Annotated in this window: 17 protein-coding genes; 5 read left to right on the top strand and 12 right to left on the bottom strand. The window is 67.4% G+C overall.

All coding sequences use genetic code 11. The annotated features are described in order from the left end of the window. Positions 1–2: 2 nt before the first annotated feature. The gene (locus tag ACPRTJ_RS05595) at positions 3–1103 is read left to right on the top strand and encodes a sigma-54 interaction domain-containing protein (protein WP_043864440.1); all 1101 of its coding nucleotides are present in this window, start codon (positions 3–5) and stop codon (positions 1101–1103) included. 99 nt (positions 1104–1202) lie between these two features. Then, positions 1203–2342, top strand: a complete 1140-nt coding sequence (ssuD, locus tag ACPRTJ_RS05600; protein WP_043864439.1) for an FMNH2-dependent alkanesulfonate monooxygenase — start codon at positions 1203–1205, stop codon at positions 2340–2342. A 38-nt stretch (positions 2343–2380) separates the two neighbouring features. Here ssuD and ACPRTJ_RS05605 read toward each other — a convergent pair whose 3' ends face one another. The 7 genes from ACPRTJ_RS05605 to ACPRTJ_RS05635 all read right to left on the bottom strand — a co-directional run bounded on the left by ACPRTJ_RS05605 (position 2381) and on the right by ACPRTJ_RS05635 (position 9864). Next, on the bottom strand, positions 2381–3433 hold the full coding sequence (locus ACPRTJ_RS05605) for a methionine ABC transporter ATP-binding protein (protein WP_058541401.1): 1053 nt from the start codon (positions 3431–3433) through the stop codon (positions 2381–2383). A 73-nt stretch (positions 3434–3506) separates the two neighbouring features. Further along, positions 3507–4277, bottom strand: coding sequence for a MetQ/NlpA family ABC transporter substrate-binding protein (locus ACPRTJ_RS05610; RefSeq protein WP_078479931.1), 771 nt, complete (start codon positions 4275–4277; stop codon positions 3507–3509). A gap of 92 nt (positions 4278–4369) precedes the next feature. Beyond that, a complete protein-coding gene (locus tag ACPRTJ_RS05615; RefSeq protein WP_054916316.1) occupies positions 4370–5035 on the bottom strand; it encodes a methionine ABC transporter permease in 666 nt (221 codons plus the stop codon). Next, the gene (locus ACPRTJ_RS05620) at positions 5032–6405 is read right to left on the bottom strand and encodes an LLM class flavin-dependent oxidoreductase (RefSeq protein ID WP_123752911.1); all 1374 of its coding nucleotides are present in this window, start codon (positions 6403–6405) and stop codon (positions 5032–5034) included. The genes ACPRTJ_RS05615 and ACPRTJ_RS05620 overlap by 4 nt, the downstream gene beginning before the upstream one ends. Positions 6406–6414: 9 nt before the next feature. Further along, on the bottom strand, positions 6415–7638 hold the full coding sequence (locus ACPRTJ_RS05625; RefSeq protein WP_229589529.1) for an SfnB family sulfur acquisition oxidoreductase: 1224 nt from the start codon (positions 7636–7638) through the stop codon (positions 6415–6417). Between the two features lie 262 nt (positions 7639–7900). Beyond that, on the bottom strand, positions 7901–9112 hold the full coding sequence (locus ACPRTJ_RS05630; protein WP_058541398.1) for a YeeE/YedE family protein: 1212 nt from the start codon (positions 9110–9112) through the stop codon (positions 7901–7903). 62 nt (positions 9113–9174) lie between these two features. After that, a complete protein-coding gene (locus ACPRTJ_RS05635) occupies positions 9175–9864 on the bottom strand; it encodes a CPBP family intramembrane glutamic endopeptidase (RefSeq protein ID WP_052504326.1) in 690 nt (229 codons plus the stop codon). A gap of 217 nt (positions 9865–10081) precedes the next feature. On the opposite strand from ACPRTJ_RS05635, the gene ACPRTJ_RS05640 reads away from it, so the two are divergent. From ACPRTJ_RS05640 to ACPRTJ_RS05650, 3 genes are all read left to right on the top strand, one after another. Then, entirely contained in the window at positions 10082–10801 is a 720-nt protein-coding gene (locus ACPRTJ_RS05640) for an SDR family oxidoreductase (RefSeq protein ID WP_043864432.1), read from the top strand. 101 nt (positions 10802–10902) lie between these two features. Continuing rightward, the gene (locus tag ACPRTJ_RS05645) at positions 10903–11430 is read left to right on the top strand and encodes a UPF0149 family protein (RefSeq protein ID WP_100633012.1); all 528 of its coding nucleotides are present in this window, start codon (positions 10903–10905) and stop codon (positions 11428–11430) included. Between the two features lie 123 nt (positions 11431–11553). Beyond that, a complete protein-coding gene (locus tag ACPRTJ_RS05650) occupies positions 11554–12078 on the top strand; it encodes a hypothetical protein (RefSeq protein WP_426428326.1) in 525 nt (174 codons plus the stop codon). Here ACPRTJ_RS05650 and ACPRTJ_RS05655 read toward each other — a convergent pair. The 5 genes from ACPRTJ_RS05655 to ACPRTJ_RS05675 form a co-directional block, all read right to left on the bottom strand. Further along, positions 12056–14458, bottom strand: coding sequence for a TonB-dependent siderophore receptor (locus ACPRTJ_RS05655; protein WP_210014489.1), 2403 nt, complete (start codon positions 14456–14458; stop codon positions 12056–12058). The two genes, ACPRTJ_RS05650 and ACPRTJ_RS05655, sit on opposite strands and share 23 nt — an antisense overlap. Before the next feature lie 89 nt (positions 14459–14547). Then, positions 14548–15522, bottom strand: coding sequence for a FecR domain-containing protein (locus ACPRTJ_RS05660; protein ID WP_426428328.1), 975 nt, complete (start codon positions 15520–15522; stop codon positions 14548–14550). Continuing rightward, on the bottom strand, positions 15519–16037 hold the full coding sequence (locus ACPRTJ_RS05665) for a sigma-70 family RNA polymerase sigma factor (RefSeq protein ID WP_253086823.1): 519 nt from the start codon (positions 16035–16037) through the stop codon (positions 15519–15521). The genes ACPRTJ_RS05660 and ACPRTJ_RS05665 overlap by 4 nt, the downstream gene beginning before the upstream one ends. A 67-nt stretch (positions 16038–16104) precedes the next feature. Beyond that, positions 16105–16692 (bottom strand): hypothetical protein, encoded by a 588-nt coding sequence (locus tag ACPRTJ_RS05670; RefSeq protein WP_043864427.1) that lies wholly within the window; start codon positions 16690–16692, stop codon positions 16105–16107. A 70-nt stretch (positions 16693–16762) separates the two neighbouring features. Then, positions 16763–17572, bottom strand: a complete 810-nt coding sequence (locus ACPRTJ_RS05675) for an AraC family transcriptional regulator (protein WP_058541391.1) — start codon at positions 17570–17572, stop codon at positions 16763–16765. Positions 17573–17622 lie beyond the last annotated feature (50 nt).

Below are 17622 nucleotides of genomic sequence, written 5' to 3' on the forward strand. Positions count from 1 at the left end.
CCATGCACCTGTTGACGCTCCCGCCATCGCCAACCCTGGCCACCTCGATCAGGGCCACCGCACAGGTGTTCGAAGACCCGAGGTCGCAGGCGCTGCTCGCCCACCTGCAGCAGGTCGCGCCGAGTGAGGCCAGCGTGCTGATCATTGGCGAAACCGGTACGGGCAAGGAGCTGGTGGCGCGACATATCCACAACCTCAGCCGGCGCCACCACGGGCCGTTCGTGGCGGTCAACTGCGGGGCGTTCTCCGAGTCGCTGGTCGAGGCCGAACTGTTCGGCCACGAAAAGGGCGCCTTCACCGGCGCCCTGGCGTCCAAGGCCGGCTGGTTCGAGGAAGCCGACGGCGGCACGCTGTTTCTCGACGAGATCGGCGACCTGCCGATGGCCATCCAGGTCAAGCTGCTGCGCGTGCTGCAGGAGCGCGAAGTGGTGCGCCTGGGGTCGCGCAAGAGCATCCCGATCAACGTGCGCGTGCTGGCCGCCACCAACGTGCAGCTGGAAAAGGCGATCAACGCCGGGCACTTTCGCGAAGACCTGTTCTACCGCCTCAACGTGGTCAGCCTGCAGCTGTACCCGCTGCGCGAGCGCCCCGGCGATATCCTGCCGCTGACCCGCCACTTCATGGCCAGCTACAGCGCCCGCCTGGGCTATGGCGATGTGCAGTTGAGCAGCGAGGCCGAGCACAAGCTGGCCAGCTACGACTGGCCGGGCAACATCCGCGAGCTGGAAAACGTCATCCACCACACCCTGCTGATCTGCCATGACGGCGTGATCCAGCAGGACGACCTGCGCCTGTCCAACCTGCGCATCGAGCGGCCCGAGGGCACACCCGCCCCGGACACATCCGCCAACGCCCTGTTGCAGCGCGCGTTTCAGAAGCTGTTCGAAGAAGAGCACGGCGCGCTGCATGAAAAGGTCGAGGAGGCGCTGCTGCGCAGTGCCTACCGCTTCTGCCACTACAACCAGGTGCACACCGCGCGCCTGCTCGGCCTGAGCCGCAACGTCACCCGTGCCCTGCTGATCCGCATCGGCGAACTGGTGGTGAACAAGCGCCAGCCGCCACCGGAGCCGAACGCCACACGCGTCATCAACCTGTCGATCTGACCCAGACTTGCCCAAGCAAGCAGCGACTTCACCCACCTTGCGTTGCACGCCGTCCCGGCCGGGGCGGTGGCCCATTCTTCCTGCAACGAGCACCCCACCATGAGCCTCGATATCTTCTGGTTTCTGCCCACCTCCGGCGACACCCGCTACCTCGGCCACTCCGCCAGCGGGCGCCCGGCCACCAACGCCTACATGCGCCAGATTGCCGTGGCCGCCGAGAACCTCGGCTATGACGGCATTCTCATCCCCACCGGCAGTAGCTGCCTCGACCCCTGGGTCACCGCCGCCAGCCTGGTGCCGGTGACCCACCGCCTCAAGCTGCTGGTGGCCCTGCGCACCTCGCTGGGCAACCCCACCGCGTCGGCGCGCCAGGCCGCCACCCTCGACCAGGCCAGCGGCGGACGCCTGCTGCTCAACGTGGTGCCCGGCGGCGATGCCACCGAGCTGGCCGCCGATGGCGTGTTTCTCGCGCACGACCAGCGCTACGACGCCGCCGACGAATTCCTCACCGTGTGGCGTCAACTGCTCAGTGGCGAACGGGTCGACTTTCACGGCGAGCACCTGCGGGTGGAGGGCGCGCAGAACTTCTTCGCGCCGGTGCAGACGCCCTACCCGCCGCTGTACTTCGGTGGCTCGTCAGCCGCCGCGCACGAGCTGGCGGCCAGGCATGTGGACGCCTACCTGACCTGGGGCGAGCCACCCGCCGCGGTGGCCGAAAAGATCGCCGACGTGCGCGCCCGTGCCGCCCGCCACGGGCGCACGGTGCAGTTTGGCGTGCGCCTGCATGTGATCGTGCGTGAAACCAGTGAACAGGCCTGGGCGGCGGCCGAGGAACTGATCAGCCACCTGGACGAGGCCACCATCGCCGCCGCACAGGCCAACTACGCAAGCATGGATTCCGAAGGCCAGCGGCGCATGGCCGCGCTGCACGGCGGGCGCCGCGACCGGCTGGAAGTCTCGCCCAACCTGTGGGCCGGGGTCGGCCTGGTGCGTGGCGGCGCCGGCACCGCACTGGTCGGCGACCCGGCCACGGTGGCGGCACGGCTGCAGGAGTACGTCGCCCTGGGCGTGGACCGCTTCGTGCTGTCGGGCTACCCGCACCTGGAGGAAGCCTACCGCTTCGCCGAACTGGTGTTCCCGCTGCTGCCCGGCAAAAGCAAGGTGACGGTGGATGGCGCCTTCACCGGGGGCGCCTTCGACGTGCGTGCCGGCCAGGCCAGGCCCGCCGCCAGCCAGTAACGGGCAGGGCCCGGGCTACCCGGTGCAGGCCGGTCGGCTCAGGCCCGTGCGGCCACCCGCTCGACGCTGTCGGCCACTGTGCGGGCCTGCTGCAGCACCTGCGCACACACCTGTTCAGGGGCCTCCACGCGCACGCGCAGACGGCCAAGGATACGCCCCTGGATACGCTCGATATTGGCCTGCACCAGGTGGGTCGGGTAACCCAGTGCCGCGCTGATCGCGCTCAGCTCCGGCGCCTGGCCACGGGCCCCGGTGTAATGCAGGTCGAGCAGCCAGTCGCCGGCGCTGGCTGGGGCCAGGTCATGGGCGCCGCCAGGGTGCAGGGTGCGCAGCAGGGTGCGGGTCACCTCGTGGCACGGGCAGCCGAACACCCGCCACACCTCGCCCTGCTCCACCACCTCGCCCGCCTCCAGCACCACCACGCGGTCGCACAGCTCGCGGATCACTTCCATCTCGTGGGTAATCAGCACGATGGTCAGGTTCAGGCGCCGGTTGATATCGCGTAGCAGCGCCAGAATCGACTGGGTGCTTTGCGGGTCCAGCGCCGAGGTCGCCTCGTCGCAAAGCAGCAGGTCGGGCTGCAGCACCAGCGCCCGAGCGATGCCGACGCGCTGCTTCTGGCCACCGGACAGCTGTGCGGGGAAGGCATCGCGCTTGTCCTCCAGGCCCACCAGTTGCAGCATCTCGCTCACCCGCCGCTCGCGCTCGGCGCGGCCAATGCCGGCCAGCTTGAGCGGCAGGCCGATGTTCTCGCCGACGGTTTTCACCGACATCAGGTTGAAGTGCTGGAAGATCATGCCGGTGCGCTGGCGCTGGCGGGCCAGTTGCGCGGTGTCGTAGCCGGCGATGTCCTCGCCGTCGATCAGCACCTGGCCGTTGCTGGGTTGCTCCAGGCGGTTGAGCGAACGCAGCAGCGACGACTTGCCCGCGCCGCTGCGCCCGATGATGCCGAACACCTCGCCCCGGCGTATCTCCAGGTTGATGTCGCGCAGCGCATGCACAGTGCGCTCGCGCCCCGGGTACTGCTTGCCGAGCCCCACCAGGCGGATATGCACGGCGCCTGCCAGCGGCTGTTGATTGAAACTGACCATGGATCAAGGCCTGCCCTGCGAAGGATGCGATTCGACCAAGGCCCGCGCTGTCGCCAGCGCGGGCCACCGGGGCTCAGAAGCCGGGCACTATCTGGCCCTTGTAGCGGGTCAGGATGAAGTCGCGCACCTGTGGCGAGTTCAGCGCCTTGGCCAGCTTCTGGATGCGCGGGTCATCGATGTTGTCGGGGCGTGCGACCAGGTACTCCACGTACAGGTCCTTGCCCTTCTCCACGATCAGCGCGCTGCTGGTATCGATGCCCGCCTCCAGCGCGTAGTTGGCGAAGACGAACGCCAGGTCCACCTGGTTCACCGCACGGGCCAGCAGCGCGCCTTCGAGTTCGCGAATCTTCAGGTGCCTTGGGTTGGCCGCGATGTCGCGCTGGGTCGCCAGGGTGTTGCTCGGGTCCTTGAGGGTTATCAGCCCGGCTTCGTGCAGCAGCACCAGGGCACGCCCGGCGTTGACCGGGTCGTTGGGGATGGCGACGCTGGCACCGTCCTTGAGCTCGGCGATGCTCCTGATGCGGGTGGAGTACGCACCGAAAGGCTCGATGTGCACGCCCACCACCGGCACCAGGTCGGTCTTGCGGGTGGCGTTGAATTCGTCGAGGAACGGCCGGTACTGGTAGTAGTTGGCGTCCAGGTTCTTCTCGGCCAGTTGCAGGTTGGGCTGGATGAAATCGCTGAACACCTTGATGTCCAGGTCCACGCCTTCGGCCGCCAGCGCCGGTTTGACGAACTCGAGGATCTCGGCATGCGGCACCGGGGTGGCGCCCACCACCAGTTTCTCGTTGGCGTGCGCCGACAGCGACAGCACGGCGGCCAGTACGGCCAGGGTCTTCTTCATGGGCTTGCTCCTGAACAGGTAGAACATTGGCCGCCGTGGGATACGTGGGCCGGCGGCAGCGAAACCCGGCTGCCGCTGACGGGAAACACAATTCAACGCCGGGTGAAGCGCCGCACCAGGCGGTCGCCACTCACCTGCAGCACCTGCACCAGTACGATCAGCAGCAGCACGGTCACCACCATCACGTCGGTCTGGAAGCGCTGGTAGCCGAAGCGGATCGCCAGGTCGCCCAGGCCGCCGCCGCCGACCACCCCGGCCATCGCCGTGTAGTCCACCAGCACGATGGCGGTCACCGTCACCGCCGCGATCAGGCCGGTGCGCGCCTCGGGCAGCACGGTGTGCCACACGATCTGCCAGGTGCTGCCACCCATCGACTGGGTGGCCTCCACCAGGCCGCGGTCGACCTCGCGCAGGGCGATTTCCACCAGCCGCGCAAAGAACGGCGTACAGCCGATCACCAGCGGCGGTATGGCGCCGGGCACGCCCAGCGAAGTACCGGCCACCACCTGGGTGAGCGGGATCAGCACAATCAGCAGGATGATGAACGGCATCGAACGCAGCACGTTCACCACCACCGACAGCACGCGGTACACCAGCGGCGAGGCCAGCAACTGGCGCTGGCCGGTGAGGTACAGCAGCACCCCCAGCGGCAGCCCCATCAGCACCGTGAAACCCAGCGCTACGCCGAGCATGCTCAAGGTGTCGAGGCAGGCCTGGCCCACCTCGGGCCAGTTGACATGGGCCAGCAGCTCGCTCATTGCCCAGCGCCCCTGCGCAGCGCGGCGGCCGGGTGCGGCGCGCCCAGCCGGTCACCTGCGTCGAACAGCTTGTTGCGCAGCGTGCCCGGGGCGTAATCGCGCTTGAACAGGCCACGGGCCTGCAGCTCGGGCACCAGCAGGTCGACCACCGCCTCGAAGGTTTCCGGGGCCACCACGCTGGCCAGGTTGAAGCCGTCCACGTCGGTCTCTTGCACCCATTCCTGCAACTGGTCGGCCACCGTCTGCGCCGAGCCTACCAGCACCGGGCCGTCGCCACCGATGGCGCAATAGTCGGCAATTTCGGCGGTGGTCCAGGTGCGGCTGGGGTCGGCACGGGTGAAGGCTTCCACCGCCGACTGGATCGCATCGCTCTGCACTTCGCGCAGCACCTGGTCGCTCTGGTACTGGGCGAAGTCGATGCCGGTCCAGCCCGACATCAGCGTCAGCGCACCGCTGGCGCTGGCGTACTCGCGGTACTCGCGCAGGCGCGCCAGGGCCTGTTCATCGGTGGGGGCGACAATCACCGTAAGCTGCTCCAGCACCAGGATATCGCCCGGTGCGCGGCCGGCCGCCACCGCCGCAGCGCGCACCTGCGCCACCTGGTTCTTGAGCACCGTCTTGCTCGGCGCAGCAACGAACACGCACTCGGCGTTGGCCGCCGCAAACGCCCTGCCGCGCGTCGAGGCACCGGCCTGGTACAGCACCGGGGTGCGCTGGGGCGAGGGCTCGCACAGGTGAAAGCCCGGCACCTGGAAGAACTCGCCCTGGTGGCCGATGCCGTGCACCTTGGCCGGGTCGGCATACACCCCGCTGGCGCGGTCGGCGCGCACGGCGTCGTCTTCCCAGCTGGCCTCCCACAGCTTGTAGCAGACCTGCAGGTACTCCTCGGCCAGGGCGTAGCGCTGGTCATGCGACAGCTGTTCGCGCTGGCCCAGGTTGCGCGCCCCGCTGGACAGGTACGAGGTGACGATGTTCCAGCCGGCGCGGCCACGGGTCAGGTGGTCGAGCGTGGACATGCGCCGGGCAAACGGGTACGGGTGCTCGAACGACACCGAGGCGGTCACGCCAAACCCCAGGTGCTCGGTGACGGCGGCCATGGCCGGCACCAGCTGCAGCGGGTCGTTCACCGGCACCTGCGCAGCCGTACGCAGCGCCTCGTCGGCGTTGCCGCCGTACACGTCGTAGGCGCCCAGCACATCGGCGATGAACAACCCGTCGATCTTGCCGCGCTCCAGGGTCCTGGCCAGCTCGGTCCAGTAGTGGATGTCGGTGTAGCGCGTGGCCTGGTCACGCGGATGGCGCCACAAGCCCGGCGACAGGTGGCCGACGGTGTTCATGGCAAAGGCATTGAGGCGTATCTGCTTGGGCATGGTGGCGGCCTAGTTCCAGTCGTGACGCTGTGGCTTGGCCCCGTTCAAGGCCCAGTTGCCCACCAGGTGGTACTTCCAGCGCACCGGGTCGTGCAGGGTGTGCACGCGGGCGTTGCGCCAGTGCCGGTCGAGGTTGTGGCGCACCTGGGTGGAGCGCGTGCCGCCCAGCTCGAACAGGCGGTTGCTGGCCTCGATCGCCGCTTCGGTGGTCAGCACCTTGGCCTTGGCCACGGCCACCGAGGCCTGGGCCACCGAGTCCTCGTCGGGGGCCAGGCTGGCCCGGTCGAGCACCTTGCCGGCGCGCTCCAGCAGGGCCTCGGCGGCTTCCTGGCGAATCTCCAGCGCGCCGATCTGCACGATGGTCAGCGGGTCCTGGCTGGCCTGCTCCACGCCCGCATCGATCCACGGGCGGGCCTGCTCGCGGATGAAGGTGATGGCGTCGTCCAGCGCCGCACGGCCGATGCCGGCGTCGATGGCGGCGGTGGTCAGTTGCGCGAAGGGGCCGGCCAGGGTCGGGGTTTCGTACGAGCGGTAGGTGGGAAACAGGTTGAAGGCCGGTACGATCAGTTCCTGCGCCAGCACCGTGCCGCTGGAGGTGGTGCGCTGGCCGATGTTGTCCCAGTCATCGACGATCACCAGGCCCGGGGTATCGCGGCGCACGAAGGCCAGTTGCGAGCGGTCCTGCGCGTCCAGCGCCAGCACCCCCAGCCAGTGCGCGTACAACGAGCCGGTGCAGTAACCCTTGCGCCCGTCGATGCGGTAGCCATCGGCATGGGGCACGATGCGGGTCTGGATCTCCTTGACGTTCTTGCCGCCGGTTTCCGACAGCGCATTGGCAAAGCGGTGCCCGGTCAGCACCAGGTCGAAGAAGAAGCGCTTCTGCTCTTCGCTACCCTGCAGGCGGATGTCTTCGAGCAGGCAGTAGTGGTTCTGCGGTATCTGCCCCAGCGAAGGGTCGGCGGCGGAGATGATCGCGATCACTTCGGCCAGGGTGGCGAAGGACACCTGCGCCCCGCCGTATTGTTTCGGTACGGTGATGCCCCACAGGCCGCTGTTGGAGAACGCATCCACCACGTCGGCCGGGACCTGGCGGCTGCGGTCGCGCTCGGACGCGCCTTCGCGCAGCAGCGCGGCAACCCGATGGGCAATGGCGATGGCTTCGGCATCGTCACGGATGACGTGGGCATCCGGCTGGCGGATGTCGTAGTGGGCAGAAACAGGGGTGGCAGTCATGGTCTATCTCGATGAGTACACAGAGTCCCCCGTGAGATAGCACAACCCATGCCACTTGAATTTCACCTATAAATCAATTAGTTACGCACAACAGAAAGCGGCATGGCTGGATGCACGGCAACAAAGTGTTGGCCAACTGTTCGTAGTGCAACAGTACGACAGCGGTCAGTTGCTCCCCGTACACCGCGCGCCTATTCGCAGTAACGGGCGGGCATGAAAAAACCGGCTACTGCGAGCCGGTTCCCATGCAGTACCGCCAGCCTCAGCCGCCGCTGGCTGCCACGCTCTTGCGTTCAGCCACGAAGAACAGCGGGCGAATCCGCACCCCCACCACGTTGCCGGCATACGCCGCCACCAGCCACAGCCAGCCATGCACGCTGCCCGAGGCGATACCGCTGAAGTACGCGCCGATGTTGCAGCCATACGCCAGCCGCGAGCCGTAGCCCAGCAGCAGGCCGCCGATCACCGCGGCCAGCAGCGAGCGCAGCGGAATCTTCAGGCTCGGCGCGAAGCGCCCGGCCAGGCCTGCTGCCAGCAACGCACCCAGCACGATGCCGATGTCCATCACCGTGGTCACGTCCTCCCACAGCGGTGCAGCCAGCGCCTTGGCGTTGCCCGGCATCTGCCAGAACGCCCAGCTGCCCACGTCCACGCCCAGCCCGCTCAGGGTCTTGGCGCCCCACAGGGCGAACGCCGAGGTGATGCCCCAGGGCCGGCCCGCCAGTGCCAGGGTCGCGTAGTTCAGCAGCGCCAGGCCGATCGCGCCCCACACCAGCGGCCACGGGCCACGCAGGAAGCGACGCAGGCCCTCATGCTGGCTGCCTGCCGGGGCCTCGAGGGCGCCGTGGCGACGCTTCTCCAGCACCACCGTGCCCCAGGCGATCAGGCCGAACACCACCAGGTTAAGCACCAGCGCGGGGGCCACGCCAAAGGTCTGCACCACGGAGGTGGCCGGGAACGACGGCAGCGCGAACCACCAGTCGGCGTGGTGGGTTGCAGTTACCGAACCGATGATGAAGAACAGCAGCGTCACCAGCATGCGCGCGTTGCCACCGCCCACGGTGAACAGGGTGCCCGAGGCACAGCCGCCGCCCATCTGCATGCCGATGCCGAAGATGAACGCACCGAACACCACCGACACCCCGGCCGGCGCCACCAGCCCGGTCACCGGCTGGCCGAACAGCGTGCCGGCGCCCAGGGCCGGAAAGAACAGCAGCACGGCGATAGCCAGCATCACCATCTGCGCGCGCAGGCCGGCGCCACGGCGCTCATTGATGAACACCCGCCAGGCGGACGTGAAGCCGAACGCGGCGTGGTACAGCGTGAGGCCCAGGGCGGCGCCGACGATCAGCAGCAGCACCTGTTTGATGCCCACGCTGGCATTCAGAAAGACGGCGCCGACCACCAGCAATGACAGCGCAACCAGTGGCGCGCCGAGACGGCGCTCAGGCGCCGCAGAGAGAGAAAGACCCATGACGATACTCGGATATAGACGGAACAGGCCGCGAGTATACCGTCACCAGCCACCGTGCGGGCTCACGGATAGAACAGCGGGTACATCGCAAGCGCCAGGGTCGAGGCGCAGGCATGCATCGCCATGGGCACCAGCAGGCCGCCGGTTCGGATCCGCGCATAGGCCAGCATCAGGGCGAGGATGAACAACAGCACCACGGTCGACCTGAAGGTGTACTGCAGGTGGATGGCGGCAAACGCCAGGGCGCTGACCACGATCGCCACCACCGCCCACAGCGGCTTGCGGAACGGGAACAGGTTGAGCAGAAAATGCCGGAATGCCAGCTCTTCGCCCAGGGGGGCGAGCACGATGACCATGCTGGTCAGCAGCACGCGATCGGCCAGCGAACCGGCACCGAGCAGGGTCATGAACTGCAGCATGAACGGCTCGGCGGGCTGGTCGACCAGGGCGGCGTAGTTGTAGGCCAGCAGGTAGACCACCACCACGCTGGTCAGGCCAAGCCAGAGGGCCTTGTAGCTGAAGTTGGCCCCCCTGAAGGCATGCCCGGCCAGCGGGTTGCGCCGCAGCAACAGGTACAGCCCGCCGATGGCTGCACACGCCACCAGGTGGGCGCCGAACAAAGCCAGGGTGAAGTCCAGGCCACTGCCGAACAGAAAGGCGCCGGCGAACTGCGCGGTGAAGTACAGCAGCAGACCCAGCAGCGCGAGGCCGATGCGCTTGCCGGCGGTGCTGGCGATGTAAGGGGTGGTCACGGGACTTCCTTGTACGGGGTTGTTCACAGCGTTCTCCTTGGCGGGGGGCGCATTATGGCGAGTTTCGCGGCTGCTGCGCAGCCCATCGCCGGCAGCCGGCTGCTACAGGCTAAGCGCTCAAGTAGATTCACATCTGGATACATCCGGCCATTTGCCATTCCCCTCGCCCTCTGTTTGCATCCGCGCTCTCTCCCCGTGCAGACAAGGAAATCACCCCATGAAAACCCTGGTAGTCGGTGCCAGCAAAGGGCTGGGCAAGGCCCTGATCGAAGGCCTCGGCGAGGCGGGCGACACGCTGGTCGGCGTGTCGCGCACGCGCCCCGACGGCATCGCCGCCAAGGCCGGCGTGCAGTTGAACTGGGTCGAAGCCAACCTGGCCGAGCCGGCCAGCGCCGCGCACGCCATCGCCCAGGCTGTGGCAGAGCACGGCCTCGACACGCTGATCTACAACCTCGGCATCTGGGAAGAGCTGGCCTTCGACCCGGCCTACGACTTTCTCGGCGACAGCGACGCGCAGGTACAGGCCATCGTCAGTTGCAACATCACCGCCACCCTGCTGCTGATCAAGCGCCTGCTGCCCACCCTGCTGCGCAGCGCCACCCCGCGCATCATCCTCACCGGTTCCACCTCCGGCCTGCCCCAGAGCGGGCGCCCCGAGGTGGCCTTCGGCGCCTCCAAGTTTGCCCTGCGTGGCATCGCCGATGCGCTGCGCGAAGGCTACCGCGAGCAGCGCCTGGCCGTGACCTGTCTGAACCTGGGTTACCTCAACACCGAAGACCCGCTCAGCACGCCCCGCGACGTGGCCGAACAACGCGGCGAAGGCCAGCTGATCCCCGTGCACGACGTGGTGCAGGTGGTGCGCATGGCGCTGAGCCTGTCGTCGGCCAGCTACGTCAAGGAGCTGACCTTGCCGGCCCTGCTCGACGAGCGCTTCTGAGCGCTGATCAGCACGCTGGATAAAAACCGGCGAAAGCGCCATCCTTCCCGCCTTTGACGCGCAGCCTGGCTGCGCCCACCGTTATGTGAAGGACCTTTTTCATGCAGACGCTCAACGACACCGACTTCGAGTTCATCGAAGACATCCTGCTGCAGTATGGCGATGACCATTCGGTGCTCAACGCCTCGGAACTGGACGGCTACCTCACCGCGCTGGTGTCCGGCCCGGCGCCTGTGGCTATCGACGAATGGTTCCCGGGGATCTTCGGTGGTCGCCAGCCGGAATGGGAAAGCGCTGCAGACTGCCAGCGCTTCGTCGAGCTGGTGACCCTGCACGCGAACAACCTGGCCGAGCGTTTCTCGCCGCGCTTCGAAGAGACCGAGCACAACGGCCAGCCGCTGACGCTGGCCGAAGAGTGGTGCTTTGGCTACCTGCGCGGTGCAGGCCTGGCCAACTGGCCGGCCTTGCCGGCGGCGCAGCAGGTGGCACTGGATGTGATCGAGACCTGTGCCGCACAGGACAACTTCGAACTGCCTGCCGACCTGGATGTGGTGCTGCATCGCCAGCGCGTGGCCGCCATCGAGCCGGCGGCGCGGGCGTTGCAGGGGTACTGGGCGACGCAGCGCTGAAGCGGGCTGCGGCGCCGCCCATCGCGGGTGGAGCCCGCTCCCACAGGTTCGGCGCAGTTCCTTGTGGGAGCGGGCTTGACCCGCGATGACGCCAGCACATACCCCAACAATCCGGAGCAGTGCATGCCCACCACCCTCACCGCCGCCTTCCCCCACCACCTGGCCCGCGAAGTCCAGGACCTGGCCCGGCACCTCGACCTGCCCAACGGTGACCAGGGCATCGCCGTCACCCTCGACGGCGAACCCCTGACCCTGCCCTACCGCCTTCACCTGCCGGCTGCCGATACAGCCCGGTCACTGATCCACGCCTGCCTGCTCACCCGCCACCCCGACGGCCACGTGCGCGAGCGTTACCTGCAGCAGATCATTCGGGCACCAGAGACGTGGGTCATCCCGTTCGTGTTCCAGCTCACCGGCGAATACGTGATCGAGCTGCTGGCGCTGTGCGAGGCCAACCTGCCGATCCTGGACGCCAGCGCCTACGGCCGCTTCTTCAACGACAACCCCGCCTACTTCAGCCTCACCCGCGCACGCATGGTCAGCTACTGGGATTGCTACCACCGCAGCCGCCACCCGCACCTGCGCAGCTACGTGGGCACCCGCCTGTTCCGCGCCTTCAGCGACTTCACAACGACCACTTCACGGTGAACATCACATTGCGCGGCTCGCCGAAGATGTTGGCCCCGGCCGGGTTGCTGATGCTCTGGTAGTAACGCTTGTCCGCCACGTTGTTGAGGTTGGTCTGCAACGTCACCGCCGGCGTCACGCGGTACTGGGTCATCAGGTCGACCACGCTGTACCCGCCCTGCTTCACGCTGTAGCTGGTATAGGTGCGGCTCTGGGTGCGAAAGGCCCCGCCCACGCTCCATTGATCGAGGTCGCCCGGCAACTGGTAGCTGGTCGCCAGCTTGAACAGGTTGTACGGCGAATCACTGTCGAAGCGGTCACCCTTCTGCGCCGAGCCGGTCGCCTTCACATACTCGGCCGCCGCATAGGTATAGCCGGCCGACGCCTGCCAGCCCGGCGCCAGTTCGCCGCCCAGCTCCAGTTCCAGGCCGCGGGTACGAATTTCGCCGGCCGCCTCGTAGCAGGCATCCATGGTCGGGCAATCACCTGCCGGCAACGACTTGGCCAGGTTCTCCTGGTCGAGCTGGAACAGCGCGAAACTGGCGTTCAACGCGCCACCGAAGTACTCGGCCTTGAGCCCGGCCTCGTAGTTGGTGCCGGTTACCGGCGCCAGCAGGCCACCGCTGCTGTTCTGGTACTCCTGCGGCTTGAAGATGCGCGTCCAGCTGGTGTAGACCGAGTAGGTGTCGTTCAGGTCATAGATCAGCCCCGCATACGGGGTGACCTCGCGGGTGGCCTTGTAGTCGGCGCCGAAGGCGTAGGCCCCGACCTCGGTGTGCTGCTGGTACTCATACCAGTCCAGGCGCGAGCCGAGGATCAGCTTCAGGTCATCGCGCAGGTTGAAACGCACGGCGGTGTAGGCACTGGACTGATCCACCTTGCCCTTGCGCGACCAGTTGTAGTCGATGGCCGGCCGGGGCACGTCCTTGTAGTGGAAGTTGTTGGGGTCCACGACATAGTTGAAGCTCGCATCCGGGCCGCCGCCAGGGCCGTCGTCGGTATCGTCGCGGCGGTAGCTCGCCCCCACCACCAGTTCATGGGTACGCCCGAACAGGCTGAACGGCCCGCTGGCATAACCATCGACACTCTTCTGCGTATGTTCGTAGGAGTAGCGCCCCACATTCAGTTGCAGCTCGTCGGCGGTCGGGTCCAGCCGGTAGTAGCTGCTGCCCAGCATCTCCAGGTTGGCCTTCAGCCAGCTGGCGCTCAGGCGCAGGCGCCAGTCGTTGTCCAGGCGATGTTCCACCTCGGCGAACACGCTCTTGTTGGTCTTGTCCCAGTAGGTCCAGTCGGGGCTGAAGCGCGACGAGCGGGAAATGTCGAGGAAGCTGCCATCGGCATGGGTCGGGCTGCCGTTCCAGTCCGCGCCGGGGTTGTCCTCGCGGTTGTAGTAGCCGCCCAGGGTCAGCGTGGTGGCGTCCGACAGGTCGAATTCAGTGATCCCGTACAGCAACTGGCGCTGGTTGCTGTAGGCATCGGTAAAGCTGTTCTTGTCCTGGTAGCTGCCCACCACTCGCCCGCGTACGGTACCGGCATCATTGAGGCTGCTGCTGGCGTCGATTTCGGTACGGTAATTGTCCCAGCTGCCGGCTGCCGCCGTGAGGGTGATCTGCGGCGCCAGCGTGGGGCGCTTGCGCACCAGATTGAGGGTACCCGACGGGTTGCCCGAGCCCACCATCAGGCCGGAAGCCCCGCGTACCACCTCCACCCGGTCGAACATCGCCAGGGTCGCGGTGCCCAGGGTGTCGCTGTCGTAGGCGATGGGCAGGCCGTCGACCATGATGTTGTCGATGGCCGCACCGCGCGAGTAGAACTGCGGGCGCTCGCCGCCGGTCTTGCGCAGGGTCAGCCCCGGCGTGTAACTGGCGATGTCGTCCAGGGTCTGCATGTTCTGGTCGTCCATGCGCTGGCGGGTGACCACGGTCACCGACTGCGGGGTTTCCCGGGCCGAGGCCTTGAACTTGGTGGCCGTGGCCATGCTGGCGGTGGTGTAGGAGCCAGTGTTTTCCGTGACCTCGCCCAGCGCACTGCCGGTGATGCTGGTGGCACCCAGTTGCAGCGCATCACTGCTGTCGGCCTTCTCCAGGGTCAGGGTGCCGTTGTCGGTCACGCGCAGTTGCAGGCCGCTGCCCGCCACTGCCTGGCGCACCGCTGCCTCGGCGCTCAGTTGCCCGTTCACCGCCGCGCTCTGGCGCCCGCGCAGCAGCGCCGGGTCCACCACCAGGGTGCTGGCGCTTTGCCGGGCGATCTGGCGCAGGGCCTGGTCCAGTGGTTGCGCCGGCAACGCATAGCGCTGCATGGCTGGGTCCGCCCAGGCGCGGTTCAGGTCGAGGGAGCAGGCAGAAACGGCAACCGCGACAGCCAGTGCCAGGCGCGCGGGGCTCAGGAGTTGGGGACGCATGTGAAGGGCTTTCCTCGCAGGAAGTGAATGGGCGTTTCCTGCTATGTCCAGCGAGCCGAAAAAAGCCTTCACCCTGGCGGAATGTTTTTTCAGCGCAGGTCGATCAGGGTGATCGGCCCAAACGCCTCGACACTGATCGGCAGCACCTGCGCCAGCGATTGCAGGGCGCGGTCGCTGTCGTCCAGCGGGAACACCCCGAACACGCGCAGTTGCGCCGCCGCCGGGGAAACCCGCAGCACGCCGTAGCGGTAAGGGCGCAAGGCATCGATCACGCTGCCCAGCGACGCGTCGTCCACCTCCAGGCGACCTTCCATCCAGGCATCCAGGCGGCCTTGCTCATTGCCCAGGGGTGAGAGTGCATCGTCGGCAAAGCGCAGGGTCTGCCCGCTGTCCACCACGATGCTCTGCCCGGCGCGATTGCGCACCTGCACGCTGTGCTGCTGCACGCTGACGGCACTGCGCTGATCCAGCGTGGCGACACTGAAGCGCGTGCCCAGGGCCCGCACCCGGCCTTGCGCAGTGACCACCTCGAGGGGGCGGTGCGGGTCGCGGGCCACCTGGATGTTCAGCTCGCCGTGACGCAGATGGATCACCCGGGCTTCGGCACTGAACGCCACCTCCACGGTAGTGCGCGCATTGAGCAGCAGCACGCTGCCGTCGGCCAGTTGAATGCGCCTGCGCTCGCCGGTGCCGCTGTAGTGGTCGCTGAACATGGCGTCCAGTGGCATGCGCCGTTGCACCGTCAACAACGCCGGCAGGCCCAGCATCAGCAGCAAGGCGCTGCCGCCGCGCAGCAACCGGCGCCGCTGCAGCGACAACCCGCTGCTGCGCAGGGCGCGCGTGGCCGCACTGGCGCTGCCGGGCACTTCCAGCAAGGGGTTCAAGGGTGTGTGGGTGGCCTGGGTAACCGCCTGCCAGGCCTGGCGATGGCTTGCGTCCAGCGCCTGCCACTGCTCGAAGGCGTCGCGGTCGGCTGCCGTCGCCGCCCCCGAGCCCAGGCGCACGCTCCATTCGATGGCTTCGCGCACCGCCGGGGTCAGCGCTGCCAGGCTGCGGCCGCTCACGTGCCCGCGCCCAGTTTCGCCAGGTAGCAATGGGTCACGGCGCGCCGCACCCAGCGCTCGACGCTGCTCAACGACACCTGCATCTGGTCGGCGATCTGCTGGTGGGTCAGGCCCTCCAGGCGGTTGAGCAGAAAGGCATGGCGCACCTTGGCCGGCAACCCGGCCAGCAAGGCATCCACCGCCTCCAGCGCCTCGCGCAGCACCGCCAGGGTTTCCTCGCACGGCGCCACCGGCTCGGGCAGGTTGGCCAGCGCTTCAAGGTAGGCGCGCTCCAGCTCGCCGCGACGCCAGAAGGTGTACAGCACCCGCTTGGCGACCATGCACAGGAACGCCCGCGGCTCATCCAGCTGGCCCAGGTGCGGCGAAGTCAGGGTACGCAGGAAGGTGTCGTGGGTGAGGTCCGCGGCATCGGCGTGGGAATTGAGCCGACGGGCCAGCCAGCCGCGCAACCAGTGATGGTGTTCGGCGTACAGCAGGTGCAACGGGTGCTGGGCGGACGGGCGCGGGTTGGACATGCGAGGGGCACACTAATGGTAATTGTTCGCATTCTTATCCCTCGCCCTGGGATTTGCAAGCCGTGCCCTACTCGCGGCAACTGGGCGAGCCGCCCCAGCGCATGTTGCGAATGCAGAAGTAGCGGTCCTTTTTCAGGGTCACGGGGGCGATCGTGCAAGGCAGCACCGCCGGGTCGATCTCGATCGACATCTCATCGGCCGCGTAGCGATCGTCATCGAATTCGATCACGCAGGTGCCGTCCTCCTGCGCCCGCTCGGGAAAGCGCAGGCCCTGTACCACCTGATCGCCCATCTTCACCCGCAGCGGGCTCGGTGCCGATGAGCTGCACGCCTTGAGGGCCGGATGGTTGACGGTTATCCACAGGGGGTACTCGCCGCCTGTGCGGTCAGGGAACAACGGAATGAACAACAGCGACTGGTAGGTCGACTGACCGTGATTCACCACCTTGAGCCACAACGGGCTGGCGTTGCAGGTGGCGCCCAGCGACGCGCCGTAGCGCAGCTTGGGGTCGGTGTGGTCCTGCCAGCCGCCCAGGCGGTCGGGCTTCCAGTCATGGCCCCATTTGTATTCGGTACAGCCGCCCAGGGTGAGCAGCAAGCACAACAGCGTGGCGATACGGTGCACGGTGAAGTCCTTCCTTGGTGGAGCATCCATCGGGAACACATTGTCGGGGCCAGGCGCCTCGCCGGCAAGGCCGGCTCCTGCACGCCGGCTCCTGAACGGCTCAGCCGCGCTGGAAGCAGCCCGGGGTGATGCCGACCACTTTCTTGAAGGCCCGGGTCATGTGGCTCTGGTCGAAGAACCCGCAACGCAGCGACGCCTCGGCGATGCCCACGCCACTGCGCAGCAACTGCTGCACCCGCGCCACCCGCGTCTGGATCTGATAGCTGTGCGGCGATACGCCCACGCTCTTCTTGAACACCCGTATCAGGTACAGCGGATCGAGCCCCACCCACTGCGCCAGGTCGTTCAGCGCGATGTTCTGCGCGTACTGCTCGTCGAGCATCTGCCGCACCCGTCGCACCACTTCGCGTTCGTCGGCCACCGCCCGGGGCTGCGGCCCGCCGCACCGCTCGAACAGCTGGCTGACCAGGTGCAGCAGCACGCTCTCGCGCTCAAGGCTCGAACACGACTGCTCGATCACCTGATGCTGGTGCAGGAAGGCCTGGGCAAAGCCCATGTCGTGGGTCAGCGCCTGCTGGAACAGGTGGATATGCCCGTCACCGAAACGCCCTTCGAACACCGCACGGTTGAGCCACTGCGGGTCGAGGTAGAGCATGCGGTAGCTCCAACCCTCGGCGCTGCCCGGCACGCCGTCGTGCATCTCGCCCGGGGTCAGGGTGACGATGCTGCCGGCGGTGCCCAGGTGCTGGGTGCCACGGTAGAAGAGCTTCTCCACGCCCGCGCCGATCACCCCCACCGCGTAGCGCTCATGGGAATGGCGGCCGAAGGCCCGTGCGCTGTAGCGCGCCGCCAGCAATTCACAGCCTCCTTCGGGGACGCGCCAGAAGCGCGAGAAGTCCTGTTGCTCCATAGCCTGTCCAGTTTTGTGCAATACGCGCGCAGGGCGGGTGGATAAATTTG

The organism is Pseudomonas palmensis (assembly GCF_049942755.1).
GTDB classification, from domain to species: Bacteria; Pseudomonadota; Gammaproteobacteria; order Pseudomonadales; family Pseudomonadaceae; genus Aquipseudomonas; species Aquipseudomonas palmensis.

Excerpts from the sequence above, each read along its gene's own strand:
- ACPRTJ_RS05640 (WP_043864432.1), top strand. The coding sequence starts at position 10,082 with ATGAAAACCCTGGTAGTCGGTGCCAGCAAAGGGCTGGGCAAGGCCCTG.
- ACPRTJ_RS05620 (WP_123752911.1), bottom strand. The coding sequence starts at position 6,405 with ATGCCCAAGCAGATACGCCTCAATGCCTTTGCCATGAACACCGTCGGC.
- ACPRTJ_RS05595 (WP_043864440.1), top strand. The coding sequence starts at position 3 with ATGCACCTGTTGACGCTCCCGCCATCGCCAACCCTGGCCACCTCGATC.
- ACPRTJ_RS05675 (WP_058541391.1), bottom strand. The coding sequence starts at position 17,572 with ATGGAGCAACAGGACTTCTCGCGCTTCTGGCGCGTCCCCGAAGGAGGC.
- ACPRTJ_RS05625 (WP_229589529.1), bottom strand. The coding sequence starts at position 7,638 with ATGACTGCCACCCCTGTTTCTGCCCACTACGACATCCGCCAGCCGGAT.
- ACPRTJ_RS05645 (WP_100633012.1), top strand. The coding sequence starts at position 10,903 with ATGCAGACGCTCAACGACACCGACTTCGAGTTCATCGAAGACATCCTG.
- ssuD (WP_043864439.1), top strand. The coding sequence starts at position 1,203 with ATGAGCCTCGATATCTTCTGGTTTCTGCCCACCTCCGGCGACACCCGC.
- ACPRTJ_RS05610 (WP_078479931.1), bottom strand. The coding sequence starts at position 4,277 with ATGAAGAAGACCCTGGCCGTACTGGCCGCCGTGCTGTCGCTGTCGGCG.
- ACPRTJ_RS05670 (WP_043864427.1), bottom strand. The coding sequence starts at position 16,692 with ATGGATGCTCCACCAAGGAAGGACTTCACCGTGCACCGTATCGCCACG.
- ACPRTJ_RS05605 (WP_058541401.1), bottom strand. The coding sequence starts at position 3,433 with ATGGTCAGTTTCAATCAACAGCCGCTGGCAGGCGCCGTGCATATCCGC.
- ACPRTJ_RS05615 (WP_054916316.1), bottom strand. The coding sequence starts at position 5,035 with ATGAGCGAGCTGCTGGCCCATGTCAACTGGCCCGAGGTGGGCCAGGCC.
- ACPRTJ_RS05655 (WP_210014489.1), bottom strand. The coding sequence starts at position 14,458 with ATGCGTCCCCAACTCCTGAGCCCCGCGCGCCTGGCACTGGCTGTCGCG.
- ACPRTJ_RS05630 (WP_058541398.1), bottom strand. The coding sequence starts at position 9,112 with ATGGGTCTTTCTCTCTCTGCGGCGCCTGAGCGCCGTCTCGGCGCGCCA.
- ACPRTJ_RS05650 (WP_426428326.1), top strand. The coding sequence starts at position 11,554 with ATGCCCACCACCCTCACCGCCGCCTTCCCCCACCACCTGGCCCGCGAA.
- ACPRTJ_RS05665 (WP_253086823.1), bottom strand. The coding sequence starts at position 16,037 with ATGTCCAACCCGCGCCCGTCCGCCCAGCACCCGTTGCACCTGCTGTAC.